The organism is Enterobacter cloacae complex sp. P43RS (assembly GCF_014930585.1).
Taxonomy (GTDB): Bacteria; Pseudomonadota; Gammaproteobacteria; order Enterobacterales; family Enterobacteriaceae; genus Enterobacter; species Enterobacter bugandensis.
Map to the genome: position 1 here is coordinate 113,322 of NZ_JADBRJ010000008.1, position 18,102 is coordinate 131,423.

Annotated in this window: 15 protein-coding genes, 1 tRNA gene and 2 pseudogenes; 8 read left to right on the forward strand and 10 right to left on the reverse strand. The window is 54.5% G+C overall.

The window, feature by feature from the left end:
* Positions 1-18 precede the first annotated feature (18 nt).
* The 5 genes from apbE to mgtE all read left to right on the forward strand — a co-directional run bounded on the left by apbE (position 19) and on the right by mgtE (position 6,158).
* Complete coding sequence (gene apbE, locus IM294_RS16875; RefSeq protein ID WP_045629880.1) at positions 19-1,074, forward strand: FAD:protein FMN transferase ApbE; 1,056 nt, start codon at positions 19-21, stop codon at positions 1,072-1,074.
* Between the two features lie 72 nt (positions 1,075-1,146).
* A complete protein-coding gene (gene ada, locus IM294_RS16880; protein WP_126818259.1) occupies positions 1,147-2,205 on the forward strand; it encodes a bifunctional DNA-binding transcriptional regulator/O6-methylguanine-DNA methyltransferase Ada in 1,059 nt (352 codons plus the stop codon).
* Positions 2,205-2,861: a DNA oxidative demethylase AlkB gene (alkB, locus tag IM294_RS16885; RefSeq protein ID WP_126818196.1), complete on the forward strand. Its 657-nt coding sequence runs from the start codon at positions 2,205-2,207 to the stop codon at positions 2,859-2,861. The genes ada and alkB overlap by 1 nt, the downstream gene beginning before the upstream one ends.
* Before the next feature lie 69 nt (positions 2,862-2,930).
* Positions 2,931-4,574 carry a multidrug ABC transporter permease/ATP-binding protein gene (locus IM294_RS16890; protein ID WP_041911987.1) on the forward strand — a complete coding sequence of 548 codons (1,644 nt, stop codon included), beginning with the start codon at positions 2,931-2,933 and terminating at the stop codon, positions 4,572-4,574.
* A gap of 147 nt (positions 4,575-4,721) precedes the next feature.
* On the forward strand, positions 4,722-6,158 hold the full coding sequence (mgtE, locus tag IM294_RS16895; RefSeq protein WP_028013894.1) for a magnesium transporter: 1,437 nt from the start codon (positions 4,722-4,724) through the stop codon (positions 6,156-6,158).
* On the opposite strand, the gene IM294_RS16900 is transcribed toward mgtE, so the two are convergent.
* Positions 6,121-7,410, reverse strand: coding sequence for a SulP family inorganic anion transporter (locus IM294_RS16900; RefSeq protein WP_045259768.1), 1,290 nt, complete (start codon positions 7,408-7,410; stop codon positions 6,121-6,123). The two genes, mgtE and IM294_RS16900, sit on opposite strands and share 38 nt — an antisense overlap.
* Before the next feature lie 188 nt (positions 7,411-7,598).
* Here IM294_RS16900 and mqo point away from each other — a divergent pair, with 188 nt between their 5' ends.
* Entirely contained in the window at positions 7,599-9,248 is a 1,650-nt protein-coding gene (gene mqo, locus IM294_RS16905; RefSeq protein WP_028013892.1) for a malate dehydrogenase (quinone), read from the forward strand.
* Positions 9,249-9,328: 80 nt separating this feature from the next.
* Here mqo and eco read toward each other — a convergent pair whose 3' ends face one another.
* A complete protein-coding gene (gene eco / locus IM294_RS16910) occupies positions 9,329-9,832 on the reverse strand; it encodes a serine protease inhibitor ecotin (protein ID WP_126818198.1) in 504 nt (167 codons plus the stop codon).
* A 209-nt stretch (positions 9,833-10,041) separates the two neighbouring features.
* Between eco and IM294_RS16915 the strand changes: the two genes are divergently transcribed.
* Both IM294_RS16915 and IM294_RS16920 read left to right on the forward strand, forming a co-directional pair.
* Positions 10,042-10,302: a DUF2534 family protein gene (locus IM294_RS16915; RefSeq protein WP_008500962.1), complete on the forward strand. Its 261-nt coding sequence runs from the start codon at positions 10,042-10,044 to the stop codon at positions 10,300-10,302.
* 123 nt (positions 10,303-10,425) lie between these two features.
* Entirely contained in the window at positions 10,426-11,613 is a 1,188-nt protein-coding gene (locus IM294_RS16920; RefSeq protein ID WP_126818199.1) for an MFS transporter, read from the forward strand.
* A 247-nt stretch (positions 11,614-11,860) separates the two neighbouring features.
* On the opposite strand, the pseudogene IM294_RS22110 reads toward IM294_RS16920, so the two are convergent.
* The 8 genes and pseudogenes from IM294_RS22110 to IM294_RS16950 form a co-directional block, all read right to left on the reverse strand.
* Positions 11,861-11,968 (reverse strand): annotated as a pseudogene (locus tag IM294_RS22110) (DNA-binding protein); the annotation flags it as partial.
* 546 nt (positions 11,969-12,514) lie between these two features.
* Positions 12,515-12,925, reverse strand: coding sequence for a hypothetical protein (locus IM294_RS16925; protein ID WP_126818201.1), 411 nt, complete (start codon positions 12,923-12,925; stop codon positions 12,515-12,517).
* Positions 12,922-15,153, reverse strand: a complete 2,232-nt coding sequence (locus IM294_RS16930) for a M23 family peptidase (RefSeq protein WP_126818202.1) — start codon at positions 15,151-15,153, stop codon at positions 12,922-12,924. Before IM294_RS16930 ends, IM294_RS16925 begins: the two co-directional genes overlap by 4 nt.
* Before the next feature lie 187 nt (positions 15,154-15,340).
* Complete coding sequence (locus IM294_RS16935) at positions 15,341-15,508, reverse strand: hypothetical protein (protein ID WP_185860350.1); 168 nt, start codon at positions 15,506-15,508, stop codon at positions 15,341-15,343.
* Positions 15,450-15,735: pseudogene (locus IM294_RS22115) on the reverse strand (integrase arm-type DNA-binding domain-containing protein); the annotation flags it as partial. The pseudogene IM294_RS22115 and the gene IM294_RS16935, both read right to left, overlap by 59 nt.
* Positions 15,736-15,907: 172 nt before the next feature.
* Positions 15,908-15,984: transfer RNA gene (locus tag IM294_RS16940), tRNA-Pro, on the reverse strand.
* A gap of 72 nt (positions 15,985-16,056) precedes the next feature.
* A complete protein-coding gene (gene yejM / locus IM294_RS16945; protein WP_028013888.1) occupies positions 16,057-17,817 on the reverse strand; it encodes an LPS biosynthesis-modulating metalloenzyme YejM in 1,761 nt (586 codons plus the stop codon).
* A gap of 19 nt (positions 17,818-17,836) precedes the next feature.
* Complete coding sequence (locus tag IM294_RS16950) at positions 17,837-18,064, reverse strand: YejL family protein (protein WP_014884596.1); 228 nt, start codon at positions 18,062-18,064, stop codon at positions 17,837-17,839.
* Positions 18,065-18,102: the final 38 nt, after the last annotated feature.

Below are 18,102 nucleotides of genomic sequence, written 5' to 3' on the forward strand. Positions count from 1 at the left end.
GCATGAGGATAATAATGAATGGACATGACTTTTTTACGCGCCAGCTTTCTGGCTATGCTTTTTTTCCTGACCGCGTGTGACGATTCCGCGCCCGTGGCGAAAACCGATGCACCCGCCGCGACGGTGCTCGAAGGCAAAACGATGGGCACCTTCTGGCGCGTCAGCGTGATGGGCCTGGATAAAACGCGCGCTGATGAACTTCGCGGTAAAATCCAGTCTCAGCTGGACGCCGACGACCAACTGCTCTCAACCTATAAAAATGACTCGGCGCTGATGCGCTTCAATCTTTCCACCAGTACCTCCCTGTGGCCGGTGAGCGAAGCGATGGCCGATATCGTCACCGAATCAATGCGCGTGGGATATAAAACCAACGGCGCGATGGATGTCACCGTCGGGCCTCTGGTCAATCTCTGGGGATTTGGCCCGAACAAACAGCCGGATACCACACCCGATCAGGCGGCCATTGATGATGCCCGCGCCCGGACAGGGCTAAAGCATCTGACGGTGATCAACCAGTACGGCCAGCAGTATCTGCAGAAAGACATCCCCGATCTGTTTGTCGATCTGTCGACGGTAGGTGAAGGTTACGCGGCGGATCACCTTGCCGCGCTGATGACGCAGGAAGGGATATCGCGCTACCTGGTCTCCGTGGGGGGCGCGTTAGTCAGCCGGGGCATGAACGCCAGCGGTAAACCGTGGCGCGTGGCGATTCAAAAACCGACCGATCGGCAAAACGCCGTACAGGCCATTGTGGATATTAACGGGCACGGCATCAGCACTTCCGGGAGCTACCGTAACTATTACGAGCTCGACGGGAAGCGTATTTCGCACGTGATCGATCCGCTGACCGGACGTCCCATCACGCATAACCTGGTCTCGGTGACCGTGATTGCCCCCACTGCGCTGGAAGCCGACGCCTGGGATACCGGATTAATGGTTCTCGGCCCGGAAAAAGCCAAAGAGGTGGTTCGTCAGGAAGGACTGGCGGTTTATATGATCACTAAAGAGGGCGACGGGTTCAAAACCTGGAGCTCGCCGCAGTTCAACAGCTTCCTGGTGAGCGACAAAAATTAAAAAGCAAGGTTGCGGGTTTTTTATCACTGGCACTCCGGCACGCTAAAGGTATGCTTGTAAGAGGAGCTGATGATGAAAAATCCAACCTATATGAATGATGAGGATCGCTGGCAGGCCGTTCTGGCTCGCGATCCGCGCGCTGACGATCGGTTTGTCTTTGCCGTGAAGACGACGGGAATTTTCTGCCGCCCGTCATGCCGCGCCCGTCACGCGCTGCGTAAAAACGTCTGCTTTTATCCCGATGTCCAGCATGCCGTTCAGGCAGGGTTTCGCCCGTGCAAGCGCTGCATGCCGGACAAACGCGATCCGAATCAGCAAAAGCTGGCGAAAGTGGAGCACGCCTGTCGCCTTCTGGAGCAGGATCCCGCGCTGACGCTTGAAGGTCTGGCGCAGCAGGTCGCCATGAGTCCTTTCCATTTCCACCGGCTGTTTAAGTCCGTCACCGGGATGACGCCAAAAGCCTGGCAGCAGGCGGCGCGGGGGCAGCGTCTGCGCGCGGCGCTTGCGCAGGGAAACAAAATTACCGATGCCGTGCTGGCGGCAGGGTTTCCCGACAGCAGCAGCTATTACCGCAAAGCCAACGATGCGCTGGGCATGACGGCGAAGCAGTACCGCAAAGGCGAGGTGGCGGTGCGTTACGCCATCGGCGACTGTTCGCTGGGACGCTGCCTGGTTGCGGAAAGCGAGCGGGGGATTTGCGCGATACTGCTGGGCGACAACGATACCAAACTGGCAGAAGAATTTGCGACGCTGTTTCCAAACGCGGAGCATGCCCCGCAGGAAGATGCCTTTGCCCAGCGTATCAGCCAGGTCATTGCCAGTATTGATAACCACACGGTGCCGCTGGCGCTGCCGCTGGATATACGCGGCACCGCGTTCCAGCAGCGGGTCTGGCAGGCCCTTCGTGACATCCCCTGCGGGGAAACGGCCAGCTATCAGCAGGTGGCGAAGGCGATTGGCCAGCCCAACGCGGTGCGTGCCGTCGCGGGTGCCTGTGCGGCAAACAGGCTGGCGATTGTGATCCCCTGTCACCGCGTGGTCCGTACCGACGGCGCGCTGTCGGGCTATCGCTGGGGGGCGGCGCGAAAAGCGCTATTACTGAAACGTGAGGTGAAACGCCGGGAGGGATAATGCTCGATCTTTTTGCGGATGCTGAACCGTGGCAGGAGCCGCTTGCGCCCGGGGCAGTGATCCTGCGCCGCTTTGCACTCTCCCGTGCGGCGGCATTGCTTGTCGGTATTGAAGAGGTCACGGCGGTTTCACCGTTTCGCCATATGGTGACGCCGGGCGGCTACACCATGTCGGTGGCCATGGCCAACTGCGGAGAACTGGGGTGGGCGACGAACGAACGTGGGTATGTGTATGCCCCGAACGATCCCACGACCGGCCGGCCGTGGCCTCCCATACCTGCGGTGTTTCAGGCGCTTTGTCACGAGGCTGCCGTTGCAGCAGATTACCCTGACTTCCGGCCGGATGCCTGCCTGATTAACCGCTACGCCATCGGTGCGAAGCTCTCGCTGCATCAGGACAAAGATGAGCCCGATCTGCGCGCGCCCATCGTCTCGGTATCGTTGGGTCTGCCCGCCGTCTTCCAGTTTGGCGGATTGCGCCGCAACGATCCGCTCAGGCGCATTATGCTGGAGCACGGCGACGTGGTGGTGTGGGGCAGGGAGTCACGGCTGTACTATCACGGCATTCAGCCCCTGAAGCCCGGGGTTCATCCCCTCACTGGCGAGTACCGCTATAATCTGACTTTCCGTCAGGCGGGATTGAACAAACAAAAATAAGAATTATTCTTGATGTCCGCTCAGGGCAGTTTACACTGCTGGCTGATTTTTATTGTCCGGATTGCCTGCATGCAACTACTTCTTCTTGTCTGGCGTCAGTACCGCTGGCCCTTCATTGCCGTAATGGCCTTAAGCCTTGCCAGCGCGGCGCTCGGTATTGGCCTGATCGCGTTTATAAACGTGCGGCTGATCGAAATGGTCGATACCTCACTCTCGGTTCTGCCGGAGTTTCTCGGCCTGCTGCTGCTGTTGATGGCGGTTACGCTCGGCTCTCAGCTGGCGCTGACCGCGCTTGGTCACCATTTCGTTTTCCGCCTGCGCAGCGAGTTCATCAAGCGGATCCTCGACACGCAGGTTGAGCGCGTGGAGCAGCTCGGCAGCGCCTCCCTGCTGGCGGGGCTGACCAGCGACGTGCGCGCGATTACCATCGCGTTTGTCCGCCTGCCGGAGCTGGTGCAGGGGATCATCCTGACCTTTGGCTCGGCGGCCTATCTCGCCTGGCTTTCGACCAAAATGCTGGCGGTGACCGCGGTGTGGATTGCCATCACCATCTGGGGCGGTTTCGTGCTGGTATCGCGCGTCTATAAACACATGGCGGTCCTGCGCGAAACGGAAGATAAGCTCTATAACGATTACCAGACGGTGCTGGAAGGGCGCAAAGAGCTGACCCTCAACCGCGAGCGTGCCGAGCATATCTTCAATAACCTCTATATCCCGGACGCGCGCGAATACCGGCACCACATTATTCGCGCCGATACCTTCCACCTGAGCGCGGTGAACTGGTCCAACATTATGATGCTGGGCGCCATTGGCCTGGTATTCTGGATGGCGAACAGCCTGGGCTGGGCGGACACCAACGTGGCGGCGACCTACTCGCTGACCCTGCTGTTCCTGCGTACGCCGCTGCTCTCGGCCGTCGGCGCATTGCCCACCTTGCTAAGCGCGCAGGTGGCATTTAACAAGCTTAAGAAGTTCGACCTGGCGCCATTTAAGGCTGAATTCCCGCGCCCGCAGGCCTTCCCGAACTGGCAGACCCTGGAGCTGCGCGACGTGACGTTCCGCTATCAGGACAACGCCTTCTCCGTAGGACCGGTCAACCTGACGATTCACCGCGGCGAACTGCTGTTTCTCATCGGCGGCAACGGTAGCGGAAAATCCACGCTGGCGATGTTGCTCACCGGACTTTACCAGCCGCAGTCGGGCGAGATCCTGCTGGACGGTAAGGCGCTGAGCGCGGAGAAACCCGAGGATTACCGCAAGCTTTTCTCAGCGGTATTCACCGATGTCTGGCTGTTTGACCAGCTGCTTGGGCCGGAAGGGCAGCAGGCCAATCCGGCGCTGGTTGAGAAATGGCTTGCGCAGCTGCAGATGTCGCACAAGCTGGAGCTCCAGGACGGCAAAATCCTGAACCTCAAGCTCTCTAAGGGGCAGAAGAAGCGCGTGGCGCTGCTGCTGGCGCTGGCGGAAGAGCGTGACATCATCCTGCTGGATGAATGGGCGGCGGATCAGGACCCGCACTTCCGTCGCGAGTTTTATCAGGTGCTGCTGCCGCTGATGCAGGAGATGGGCAAGACCATTTTCGCCATCAGCCACGACGATCATTACTTCATTCACGCCGACCGTCTGCTGGAGATGCGCGACGGCAGGCTGAGCGAGCTGACCGGCGACGAGCGCGATGCGGCGTCGCGTGACGCGGTGGCGCGCACGGCCTGATGCCCTCACTCTAACCCTCTCCCACGGGGAGAGGGGATAATCGTGGCCTTAATGCCGCTTTTTTCTCCATCCCGCCTCGCTGTTTATTCTTATTTACATATCCTCGCGCTATGCTTAGTCTCAACTCATTTAATGGATTTATGATTGATGTCGGTATTAAAGAAAAACAGCGCCAGGCAGCGTGACCAGGAACGTGCGCGACTCATCTGGCTTCTCACGACCGATAAAGCGGTCACGTCTACGCTATTAGGCAAACTGACCCTGGCTGAGCAATATGATGTCGGCACCTTAGCCGACGATATTGCTGAGGTAGGTGCGCTGGTTGCTCATTTACCGCCGCCGGATCTGGCGGATACCCTGGAAGCGCTTCCTTCGGAAGAGCGTCACGCCCTCTGGCGCCTGGTACAGGATCACGAGCGCGGCCAGGTTCTGCTTGAAGCCTCCGAAAACGTCTGGGATGACCTGATCGACGAGATGAGCGATCGGGATATCCTCGACGCCCTGCAAACCCTGGATATCGACGAGCAGATTTACCTTGTACAGCATCTGCCGCGTAACCTGACCGGCCGCCTGCTGGCCTCTCTGCCTGCCGATGAACGTGCGCGCGTGCGCCAGGTGATGCACTACGAGAAAAACAGCGTCGGCGCGATCATGGAGTTCGGCGTTATCACGGTACGTCCGGACGTCACGCTCGGTACCGTGCAGCGCTATCTGCGCCGCCTGGGCAAAATGCCGGACAACACCGATAAGCTGTTTGTCACCTCGCGGGATAAAACCCTGCTTGGCGAGCTGGAGCTGAAAACCATCCTGCTCAACAGCGCCCAGCAGCGGGTGAGCGAGGTGATGGAAAACGAGCCGATGGTCTTCTCCCCGGAAGACGATGCGGAAAAAGCGGCGCGTACCTTTGAACGTGATGACCTTGTGAGTGCGGCGGTCGTAGACTCCGTTGGCAAGCTGATGGGCCGTCTGACCATCGATGAAATCGTTGACGTGGTTTATGAAGAGACCGATAACGACCTGCGCGCGCTAGGCGGGATCAGCGCCGAAGATGACGTCCACGCCTCCGTCGGTAAGGCGGTGAAAACCCGCTGGGCCTGGCTGGCTATTAACCTGTGTACCGCCTTCATCGCTTCCCGCGTGATTGACGGCTTTGAACACACCATTTCGCAGCTGGTGGCGCTGGCCTCGCTGATGCCGATTGTGGCCGGAATTGGCGGCAACACCGGAAACCAGACCATCACCATGATCGTCCGCGCGCTGGCGCTGGAAAATATTCAGCCCGGTAACTTCGCCTTTCTGATCTTCAGGGAAATGGGCGTGGCGCTGATTAACGGCCTGGTATGGGGCGGCATTATGGGCGGCATCACGTGGTGGCTGTATGACGATATGGCCTTAGGCGGCGTGATGATGCTGGCGATGGTGCTGAATTTGCTGGTGGCATCGATGATGGGCGTCATTATCCCGCTGACGATGACCAAACTGGGGCGCGACCCCGCGGTGGGGTCGAGCGTGATGATCACCGCCATCACCGATACCGGCGGTTTCTTTATTTTTCTTGGGCTGGCAACGATTTTTCTGCTTTAACCCGACGCTTAATGCGGGCGGGGATCAGTGCCATGACGATAATCCCGCCCAGTACGCCAACCGCCAGGTTGCCGGTTGATACCGTGGCGGCTACTGTTACCAGCATTACCACCGTTTCGGCAACCGGGGCATTTTTTATCGTGGCGGGCTGAAGGCTGTGCCAGCTGAAGGTTTTGACGGCAACAATCGCCATAATCCCCGCCAGCACCGCCATCGGGATTTTGGCCATCACTTCGCTGAGCGCCGTTACCAGGAGCAGCAGCACGATGCCCGCCGCAATGGTTGAAATGCGGCTTCGTCCTTTCCCCATCTCCACGTTAACGATTGTTTGTCCGATCATCGCGCAGCCCGCAATGCCACCGTAGAGCCCGGCCATGATATTCCCCACGCCCAGCCCGATGCTCTCGCGACGCTTGCTGGAGGGCGTAACCGTCAGTTCATCCACCAGTTTTGCCGTCAGCAGGGACTCCAGCAGACCGACGAAGGCAATACTCAACGCGCATGGCCAGATAATGTTCAGCGTCTGTAAATTAAGCGGCACCAGCAGCTCGGTAAATCCAGGCAGACCGCCAGTCATTGAGCCTTCATCACCGACAGTCGGCAGGATCTGACCGGTGGTGACGGTGAAAAGGGTTAACAGCACAATCGCAATCAGCGGGGAAGGGACGCTTTTAATATAGCGCGGCACCCACAGCACAATCAGCAGCGTCAGCACGAACAGGCCCACAATCAGCGGGCTTCGGCTCCAGAAATGCGGCACCTGAGCGAAGAAAATCAAAATGCCAAGGGCGTTAACAAATCCGGTCATCACCGACTGGGGAATAAAGCGCATCAGCCTTGCCATGCCCAGCACGCCAAACAGAATCTGGATCACGCCAGCCATCAGCACGGCCGGAAGAATGTACTGTACCCCGTGCTGATGCACCATCGGGCCAATCACCAGCGCTACGGAACCGGCCGCAGCCGTGACCATCGCCGGACGACCGCCCAGCACGGAGAGAGCAAGACACAGCACCACGGAGGCGATCAGGCTGACCTTCGGGTCAACGCCCGCCACCACGGAAAATGAGATCACTTCGGGGATCAGCGCCAGAGCGGTAATCACGCCCGCCAGCGTTTCACGCGCCAGTTGTTTAGGGGAGTGCAGCACGCTGGCTACACTGTCTTCAGGGGATACGGCAGAATGAGGTAAGGACATAACAGTTCGCTGGTTAGGGCAGGCTTCCGTGCGCGCGATCACAAAGTGCAGCATAGTAGCCATAAATTCCTCCTTATACCAGTTGCGCGCCGCAATCCCCTACAAACAATCCATCATTAAATTTCACAATTACAATAATTTCGTAACCTTTAAACAATATTTAAAAGTTGTTACCGTGCCCACGCAGCTTTTTTCACCTGCAATTTCCACGCATCAAGCACTTTTACACTAAGGCATAAATTATGAAAAAAATGACTGCCATGCTCTTTTCTCTGGCCGTCGGGCTCAACGCCGTCTCAATGGCAGCGAAAGCAGACGCACCAAAAGAGCAGGAAACGGACGTCCTTTTAATCGGTGGCGGTATCATGAGCGCCACGCTGGGAACCTATCTGCAAGAACTGCAGCCGGACTGGTCCATGACCATGGTCGAGCGCCTCGATGGCGTGGCGCAGGAGAGTTCGAACGGCTGGAATAACGCTGGTACGGGCCATTCGGCACTCATGGAACTGAACTATACGCCGCAGAAAAAGGACGGTTCCATTAGTATCGAGAAGGCGGTAGAGATCAACGAAGCGTTCCAGATCTCGCGTCAGTTCTGGTCCCACCAGGTCAACAGCGGCGTGATGCATGACCCGCACTCCTTCATCAATACCGTGCCGCACATGAGCTTTGTGTGGGGCGAGCAAAACGTGAATTTCCTGCGCGCGCGCTACGCTGCGCTGCAGCAGAGCACCCTGTTCCGCGGGATGAAATACTCCGAAGACCACGCGCAGATTAAAGAGTGGGCTCCTCTGGTCATGGAAGGCCGTGACCCGAACCAGAAAGTGGCGGCGACCCGTACCGAAATTGGCACCGATGTGAACTACGGCGAAATTACCCGTCAGCTGGTGGCGTCCCTGAAGAAGAAAGATAACTTCAATTTGCAGCTCAGCACCGAAGTGCGCGGCTTTAAGCGCAATGCGGACAACAGCTGGAGCGTGACGGTTGCCGATCTGAAAAACAATGAAGCCGAGCACGTCATTAAGGCGAAATTTGTCTTCATCGGTGCGGGCGGCGCGGCGCTGAAGCTGCTGCAGGAGTCCGGTATTCCTGAAGCTGACGACTACGCGGGCTTCCCGGTCGGCGGCCAGTTCCTGGTGTCCGAGAACCCGGAAGTGGTGAACCGTCACCTGGCAAAAGTGTACGGTCAGGCTTCCGTCGGTGCGCCACCGATGTCCGTCCCGCATATCGATACCCGTATGCTTGACGGTAAACGCGTGGTGCTGTTCGGACCGTTCGCGACCTTCTCAACCAAGTTCCTGAAAAACGGCTCCCTCTGGGATCTGCTGAGCGCGACCACCACCTCTAACGTCAAACCGATGATGGACGTGGGCCTGGATAATTTCGACCTGGTGAAATACCTGATTAGCCAGGTGATGCTTTCTGATGAAGAACGCTTCGAGGCGCTGAAAGAGTACTATCCGCAGGCGAAGAAAGAAGACTGGCGTCTGTGGCAGGCGGGTCAGCGCGTGCAGATCATCAAGCGCGATCCGAAAGAGGGCGGCGTGCTGCGTCTGGGGACCGAAGTGGTGAGCGATAAGGATGGCACGATTGCCGCGCTGCTGGGTGCGTCACCGGGTGCATCTACCGCTGCGCCAATTATGCTGCACCTGATGGAAAAAGTGTTTAAAGACAAAGTTGCCAGCCCGGAATGGCAGGCGAAGCTGAAAACCATTATTCCATCCTACGGCACGAAGCTGAACGGTAACGTGGATGCGACGGAACAAGAGCTGGAGTACACCAGCCGCGTGCTGCAGCTGCAGTACGTGAAGCCGCAGGCTGCGGATGCTGCGCCGAAGGCGGAGCTGAAGCCTCAGCCGGAAAACAAGCCGGTTGCGGATATCGCGCTGTAAGGTAAAAGCAAAACGGTAACATCTGTTACCGTTTTTAGTTTAGCAGGTCGGGTAAGGCGAAGCCGCCACCCGACTTGTTTTTAACGTACTACCGCTTGTCCGACCGTCTCTTCTGCCTTCCACACGCGATATTTTACTTCCACGTTTTCAGGCGTATATACCACGATCGGCAACTTGCTGTTGTAGCGCAGCAGGCTGTTGTCGCCCAGATAGGCCGTCACAAATTTCTTCTCTTTCTTGCCGTCCGGGCAGGCCATCATGGTAGAGACCGGAGAGGTCACTTTATCAAAGACGTAATAGTCATAACCCCAGCCTTCCAGGGTTTTGCTTTCCAGCTGGCCGCCCAGACGATGCTGATTGCAGTCCACTTCCAGCGTCTTGCCAATTAACAGTTCGACTTTGTAATTCGCTTCGTCCTGCTGAACCGGCAGTTGAATCACCTGACGCTTCATGCCTTTTTCCGCTTGCGGATAGGGTGCAACTTTTTCCAGCGGCTGCACTTTTTGGGCGTCGCTGGCGAAAGCGCTGGTGCTGACGCACGCGGCGGCGAGAAGCGCGATGGCAAATTTAGGTGCGTTTTTCATTGTCATTCCTTTATGTCAAAACGGTCCTGAACAGACTAACATAACGAGTGTGAATGATTGGTGTGATTTACTTACATTTTCATTATATGCAGCGTAATAAACTTAACATTAACCGTTTTGGCAGGTGTTTGTACTGGTGTGGAGTGTGGCGGGCGTTCGTGTTATTTTAGTCTATCGATAATGTTATTCATCTGTGAAAGGGAAGAGAGATGGTTCGTGCAAAACTGAAAACACCTGAAGGCCGCAAGTTCCTCCTGGCGCTACTCGTCGTGTTTATGATTGCTGCCGCGTGCGTCGGGCGGGCCACCATTGTTGGCGTCATTGAACAGTACAACATTCCTCTCTCCGCCTGGACTACCAGCATGTATGTGCTGCAGTCGGCGATGATCTTCGTTTACAGCCTTGTCTTCACCGTTCTGCTGGCCATCCCGCTGGGCATTTTCTTCCTGGGCGGACGTGAAAAACATTGAGCATTCACCTGCTATAAGAAGCCAGCCTGCGGGCTGGCTTTTTTATATGTGATGATATTTATTCGCATTTCCAGGGTATTCTGTGTCGAACAAGGTTGTTCGACATAAATCAGGAGATGTTCAATGTTATCCCGGTTTGCAACGCTCAGCCGGATCCCGAAAGGCGTCTGGGTTGTGGGTGGGGTCAGTATGCTGATGGATATCTCCTCGGAGATCATTCACAGCCTGCTGCCGCTGTTTATGGTCACGACGCTGGGAGCCAGCGTGATTTTCATTGGCTTGATTGAAGGCCTGGCTGAAGCCACCGCGCTGTTTATCAAAGTTTTTTCCGGTGCCATCAGTGACTACCTGGGTAAACGTAAAGGACTGGCGGTGCTGGGCTACGGTCTTGGCGCGCTGAGTAAGCCGTTGTTCGCTATCGCCTCTTCGTCGGGCATGATTCTGGGGGCACGCTTAATCGACCGGGTAGGGAAGGGGATCCGGGGCGCGCCGCGCGATGCGCTGGTCGCTGACGTTACGCCGCCGGAACTTCGCGGCGCGGCCTTTGGGCTGCGTCAGTCGATGGATACCGTCGGCGCATTTCTCGGGCCGCTGCTGGCCGTAGGCTTAATGCTGCTGTGGAACGATGATTTCCGCACGATTTTCTGGATTGCGGTGATCCCCGGCGTCCTCGCCGTGGCGCTGCTTTTCTTCGGCCTGCATGAGCCGAAAACGCCCGTCGAACATAAACGCACGAACCCCATCAAAAAAGAGAACCTCAGGCGCCTCGGGAAAGGCTGCTGGTGGGTTATTGGCCTGGGCGCCATCTTCACGCTCGCACGTTTCAGTGAAGCCTTTCTTGTCCTGCGCGCACAGCAGTCGGGGGTGCCGCTGGCGCTGATCCCGCTGGTGATGGTGGCCATGAATTTGCTCTATTTTCTGTCAGCCTATCCGTTTGGCAAGTTATCGGACGGGATGAGCCACACCCGACTACTGCAGTGGGGCCTGGTGATGCTGATTGGGGCAGATATTGTGCTGGCGCTAAGCAGCCACTGGGCTGGAATGCTTCTGGGCGTTGCGCTTTGGGGAGTGCATATGGGGATGACGCAGGGGCTGCTGGCGGCAATGATCGCAAAAACGGCACCTGCGGATCTGCGCGGTACCGCCTACGGCATTTTTAGTCTGGTCAGCGGCGTGGGATTGTTAGTCGCCAGCCTGGGCGCCGGGGCCATCTGGGAAACGTTTGGCGCGGAATATACGTTTTATGCCGGAGCCGTGATTTGTCTGGTTACGCTGATGTACCTGCGCAAAACACCGGACGAGGCAAAATAAAAAACCAGCCGTAAGAGGCTGGTTTTCAATGTGTTTTTGTCACGAGAAGACTTGAATTAATGCTGTAAGTGAATGATTTAAATCACATAAGTATTGTTCATAGTTATTCGGTATAACTGAACGTATAACATCAGTGAAAAGTCACCTTTCTTTTGCTTCGGTTATCACCTGCGGCTTTCGGCGAAATGTTTACCCGCTTGTTGTCGTCACGCCATGCAGCAGGGGCGACAAAATTCATCACTTTTAGTTCTGAGGCGCTGGCATCAATTTTACCGCCCACTAGCACAAGCTCACCTCTGGCGATTCGATCGTAGACGGTCTGTCGGCTTACGCCTTTGTGCCGGGCGTAGGCGGCTTAGGTCATCAGCATATAGTCGCTCCGGATTGCCTTTATGTCAGCTTAACGCGCAGCACGAAGAACGAAGAATAAAGAACGACCAGAGAGCGCAGGGTGTAACGATAGAGTTGTAAAGTGGTTTAACAGGGCTTACATGCCCTGTCTTATGCAGAGCCGATGCTACATAGCCGAAAACTTATCAGGCACGTTTCCGGTTGTCCTGCGGTTCACCAGCCACGACTTTCGCACTTCAGACCCCGGAAACGCCGCCAGTGGTGATCTGACTACTCCTCAAACCCCTGTTATGGTAAATCGCCACCGGCTGCAGGCGTAAAAAAAGCCCCGCAGGGCTTTAGGATTTAACGGCGAGATGCATCCGCAATACCGGCTTTAATCCCCTCACGATAAGGGGTGCTGCCCACTGGTGTTACCGGGGCGACGGGAATTACGGGCAAAACCACCAAGTTGCCCATAATTGCCCTATATCCTTCACGGTACCCATCCGCAAACGTCGTGTGAGTGTTGTTTCCTGTATTCATAGAATAGATTTCCTTATTTCTTGGTTTACTTGATATCAGAAAGCGAGCCGTAGTCAATGTTACAGTCTATTGAACTGATAATGTCTTTATTTTTCGATACATCTAGCCATGCAGATGCCTCGTGTTCATCACTAACTCTGTTTAAACTTTCGTTTATCGTGTAACTATAGATACCATTTTTAAACTCTACTGAGCTGTTTAGCCCTGTACCTACAGGAATTTCTTGCGTAATGCTTAGCTGTTCTTTGTTTTTTGTTAAATCCATTTCTGGTTTGGAGTTTTTCCTTCCAAATTTATACGTTAAGTTATTACCATCTTGATAGATAGAGATTGTTTTATTATTTTGTGTTGAGCATTTGAACATTAGCTCATTCGCATTTGCATTAATCGATAAGGAAGATGCAAGCATTGCAATTAATGAGATTAATAATTTCATATTTCTCTCCGAAGCTGGTTTGATTCTGGTTTTTCATTTGCTAATTCACCACGAACGTTGGGGAACCTCTGTTCAGTAAGGACTGAAATAGCACTACCGTAAACACAGCAGCGAGTTTCAAATCCATTCAGCCCTCGGTAATGATTGTCTCCAATGCATCCCGGAAGGTTAACTGACGCACTGGCCTTCCAGAAGGCTTGGCTGCGATAATATACCTTGCCACCTACTGAACATCTCTCTAGTGAGTGCCCAGCATCGGCGTACTTAGCCATCACATTTAAGCTCCAGTAGAACCCTGCACTATCATTTGACTCATAACTGTTATTTTGAATGTTATCTCGCCATTCAATAATATTCACGGGAAGGTCTGTATTGCTAGAGTCGCCAAGGTGATTATCGGTATCTCTTAATGCTTTATTGTCATAGAGTCTTTTGTATTCAGCGGAAAGCCTATTTTTGATGTTGCTAGGGTAACTAAAACCCCTAAAGCTGAAATATGTGAAGTAATTATCTGGGCTTGTTAGCTGCAAAAGACCTCTGCCATGCCACGGATAGTACCAAGCATTATGATGCCCTATAACAGTTCTGGTGTGCCGATCTCTATCTGTATATCGATATGCCTCATGAGTGGTGCTTAACCAAGCTGTTTCTTGAATTGCATTACCGAGGAAGCAAGCTATTCGTAAAGGTGTATTAATTAAGTACTTTTGCATTGTGTTATTTAGGCTGCTATGGATTTTGTTAGCAACACTATTTTCAGCATCGTTATATATAACTGAACTCCAATGTGTATTGCTGATTGCATGCAATGGAATTAATTGTTTTAGCTCTGACGTACTTAGCCAGCAACACTTGCGGAAATGGCTGATAAATGCGGCCGGGTGGAAGTGCCACAGTCGACCAGTGCCAAGTGTGCCTGTATCAAAGCACAGAGCGGATGCATGTTCTTTGATTTTGCTGTAGTCCACAACCGACATGGCGGGTACATTTTCGCTGCCTTTTTTCAGCCAGGCATAGCGCTGGTCAAAGGTGGCTGCATTCCATTCCAGCGGAAAATGGCAGACAAGCTTGCTGCTCAGTTCGCTGAGGTGCCCGCTTTTCTGTAAAGCAGCAATGAGCGGGGAATTACACTGGCTGTTATTGTCCATGTCATCGTCCACCATCCACCATCCTGTCCAGTGGGGAAAATCGGCATCACTGAATTTTTTTATATCGGGAGAGGCCATGTTAACCATTCCTCTACCACCGGGAAAACTGACGGTACGCCACAGCGGAGCGTTGGCAGGTGTCAGGGTTTCATGTTCGGTGTTGATGACCCGCCCGAAGCGGAGGAGTTCGAAGCCTGCTGACGGATTTTGTGGATACAGGCGACATGCTGTGTGGTACAGACTGTATTCATAGCCAACAGGATTTCCGTCCTTATTTTTTTCGCTGTCTGTATCCACCAGGGGATCGCCCACCGTGTCATAGATAAAATCACTGGTCGCATTTTTACTTCGGGTGACCATCGTGCAGCTACCGTTTTCAAAGGTCATGCTGACAAACAGCGGCACGGTGCTGGTGTGGACCTTGTTCAGATTACCCGTATCGGGTGATCCTGCATTGGCTACCTGCTCATAAAACGGTGTTCCCGAAGGCAGATAAAAATGTATATCGCCGTAAACCGTGTCTGTCCTGCCATCTGTGGCGATGTTCAGGCCGGGTGTGTTTCGCCCGGTCAGTTTCAGCATGTTCTCGTCGTCACAGAATACCTGAAAGTGAAAGGCGTTCACGTTATCCACCATGCCATTTTGCCCGATGGGATCCTTACGCCAGATTTTGGCTCCGTCCTGAATCGCCGGGTCTAACTTGTCCCGCAGGTGCATATACAGGGAATAGAATACTACGGTGCCACTGTCACCTGAGCCAATGGCGGTTTCGTGTTTCAGGAGGACATAGCCGTCATCAGTTTTGCCAGTGTAATTCAGCGGGAATACGTCGCGTTTGTTCGTGCCGGATGGTTTACGGAAAGAGACGACTTCTCCATCCGCAATGGCGCGAACAACCTCAATGCGGTCGTATCCTTCCTCATAGCGGTCAGTGTGGAGGACATGCACACCACCGTGCCATGATGCTTGTCTGTTGAGCGGGAAGTCCCGGTTTATGTCTACGGGCATCATTCTGCTGACCCATGACGGATCATTTTCTCCGGCATTCCGGGGGCGGACTAACGGCGGGCTGATTATCATAATCCCCTCCATGCAAGTTGCAGCAGGAGGTATTGCCGGGAAATATTTAGGGAAGGGGGAAAGCGGTTGCATATGGACGAATGACTCATTCTGACTTCCTTTCAGAAAGCATTAACAAGCAATACTTTAGCCCTGCCGAAAGAATATACAATGGCTTTACTGTAATAAAAATTAACATAATTAATTGTTATTTATAGGGTTGATGCGGAATATCCATCAGATGAATAATTGCCTCGATTTTTATTTTACGCGGGTGTAAAAATCTGACGATGCGGGCCATCATGCCGGGTATGCCCCCGGCGTTGCTGGTGGTGTTGCGGGTCAATACCTGCGGAAACCATTGCACGGTATTCATCGCGGCGTTTACGGGCGCTCTGCAAGCGCCACATCGTCCAGAGAGCCGAAACTGACCAGCGCACGCTTTTTATCGCCGGAGCGTACATAGTTGAAACGCCAGAATTTAGCGCCGTTAGGTTTGACGAGAAGATAAAGCCCGTTGCCGTCCTGTAAGGTGTATTCCTTTTCAGCCGGACGCGCCGCACGGACTTATGTAGCGGTGAGAGGGGTAGTGACTCGCGCCATGTTATACGTTCCTTTGTTATATCGGAGGTGTATAACAAAACGTATAACTAAAATATCTGGCTGTAAACGTATCAGTCCAAACCACACCAGACAAAGAAAAGCCGCAATCACTTAGAGACTGCGGCTTAACCTACATCTTCCGGACTGGACTGAACCACCCCGTACTGTAATTTGGTCGGCACGAGAGGATTTGAACCTCCGACCCCCGACACCCCATGACGGTGCGCTACCAGGCTGCGCTACGTGCCGACGCATAGAAAGAATACTACTCGATTCCGTTTCGAATGCAAGGGAATCCGTCGCTAACTGGTTTATTATTAATCAGTTAGCGATGAAGCGCTTCTCATCCGTCAGAACCTGTAACAGCAGGCTAAGCTGTGGTTTCTGGTCCTTCAGCCGTTCACCCTGCAGATTATAGGTCTGATAGTTCCCGTTGCTATTCAGCACCAGCGTCAGCTTCGGCGTGGTCACCACCAGCGTGTTGCCGTCAGCTGCAGTCACCCAGTTATGGCGGCGCGTGGCGCTGAAGAGATCCTGCCCCTGCGAATACTCGTTTGCTGGCGTGCTGACGTGCAGCAGGCGCTGCATCAGGGTCGTCATGACGTCTTTATGTTCTGTGAGCATATTGATGCGCTGCGCCGGCGTTCCCGGCCAGTGGATCACCAGCGGAACATGCAGGTTTGGACGTGACCAGCTCATGCTCTTCGTCTCGTCGCCTAACGGTACGCCATGCCCCGCGGTCACGATCACGACGGTATTATCAAGCTTGCCTGATTCACGTAGCGCGTCAAGCACGCGGCCAATCTGTGCGTCAACATCGCTGGCCGCGCGGCCGTAGCGGCGCGCAAAACCAGCCTGGTTGCTGTCGTTAAGCGTTGTGCCGTTAAAGGCCACCCACGAGAACCAGCGGTTATCTTCCTGCGCATAGCGCTGCAGCCAGTTTATCCACTGGTTTGCGGTCTGGGCATCAGACTGGCTCTGCGCGGCAGGCAGTGAGAAATCAGAGAGTAGCGCCTGGCGGTACAGTGAACTGTTGAAGCCGTCCGATGAGAACAGCCCTAACTGATAGCCCTGCTGATTAAGTCCGGTGATCAGCGCCGCAGGAATGCGCGCAGACAGCACGCCGTCCATGTATCCGGCAGAAATGCCATAGAACAGGCCAAAGATACCCGCATCGGTTGAGTTACCTGAACTCATATGCTGGGTAAACGACACGTTCTGACTCGCGAAATCGGCCAGCGCAGGCATCTGCTTCTCGTAACGAGAATAGTTGAGGCCATCGACGGTAATCAGCAGGACGTTTTGCCCGCGACCCATATCGCGATAGCGCAGATCGCTCAGTGGATACTGTACGCTAACCGCTTCCGGATTACCCTGTTCGACCAGACGGCGCTGGTACTCCTGGGCATCAAGCAGGCCGTGTTTCTCAAGGAAACGACGGGCCGTCATCGGATAAGAGAGCGGCAGGTTAGCGCGCTGCATGGTAATAGGGCGATAGAAGTTCGCATCCGCCCAGATATACATGAGGTGCGAACTGATAAATGAGACGAAAAAGAGCGCGGCGACGGGCTTCGCATAATGGCGGCGTCGGGTCAGGCTACGGAGTTTTTGCCAGCTCCAGGTGGCAAACAGCATCTCGATCAACAGGATCACCGGAACGCTGATGAACATCAGCTGCCAGTCGCGGGCCGTTTCGTTCTGGTCGGGGTTGATCACCAGTTCCCAGACGATAGGGTTGAGATGCAGGTGGAACCGGGTGAACACTTCACTGTCGATAAGCAGCAGCGTCATCCCCACCGTCGCAAGGATTGCGGACAAGAACCGCATCAAACGCTGCGACATGACGATAAACGTCAGAGGAAACAGGATCAGCAGATAGGTGGCGAATACCAAAAAGCTAAAGTGACCAACAACGCTTATCCAGGAGTAGATACGCCCGGTTAGCGTTGTGGGCCAGTCTGCGACAAACAGATAACGACAGCCAATTACCGTCGCTAGCAGAATGTTGAACAGGGCAAACCAGTGTCCCCAGCTGACCATCTGGGAGACTTTTTCACGGTAGCGCTGACGATTCGTCACCATAAACTGTTGTTCGTTTCCCTTAATGGGCCTGGTCGTTGCTGACGGATGACTGTAACGCCTGGGCGAAAGATTTGGCGATCGCCTGACGCTGAGCCGGAGCAACGCTGGTGTTGATAAGGTTGGTGACCATATTTCCCAAAACCATCAGGGAGAGATCGGTCGGCGTTTTATGTTTTTCCAGTACGTTGACCAGCTCACTGAGCAGTTGTTCAACGTGTTCATCACTGTAGCGGGAATGTTGTGGCATAAATCAAAATCAGTTTGTTGATGAAAGGGCAACATATT